This is a genomic window from Vibrio sp. YT-19(2023), from assembly GCF_033337395.1.
The window spans coordinates 1-517 of the sequence record NZ_JAWOQN010001152.1; the positions used below are offsets into that span (position 1 = coordinate 1).

Here is a 517-nt window from a genome sequence, read left to right on the forward strand (position 1 = left end):
TTTCGCACCTGATCGAAATTTTAATTTTAGAAGAGACATAATACTCATTAATGCTTACCAATTTTTGCATATTTACCTATCACCCTAGCCTTTTGCCGAGCACCAGACTCTCTCAGCTGTTTTTCATAAGTATTTAACCCAAGATAAGGTAATGAATGAGGGCTGCCACCTATGGTTTTGGACAAAAAACAAGCCCAAATAAAAACAGGACTCAAGCTCACGTTCATCTTGGTTATGCTTGTTACGCCATTTAACCCGATTACATTAGGTACAAAGTCTGCGGGGTTAGCTCTAAGTGGCTGAACTTTCATACCTAAATGCTTTGCTTTCATTGATAAAATACCATAATTACCACCAGGGCTATGTACTGCCAATTCATGTCCATCTAATCTTAGTTCAGGCCTTAGATTTTTTACTTCCTCAATCGCAGAGCGAAATATAATAGCTCCTTGACTATGAACAGTCCATTTTACTCGACGACGCTCACTTTGTGTTTTAATAATTAAAGAAGCAAGTT

1 pseudogene is annotated in these 517 nt (G+C 37.7%); it reads right to left on the reverse strand.

What is annotated here, in order from left to right:
• Positions 1 to 47: 47 nt before the first annotated feature.
• Positions 48 to 517, reverse strand: a pseudogene (locus tag R7E78_RS30565) (hypothetical protein); the annotation flags it as partial.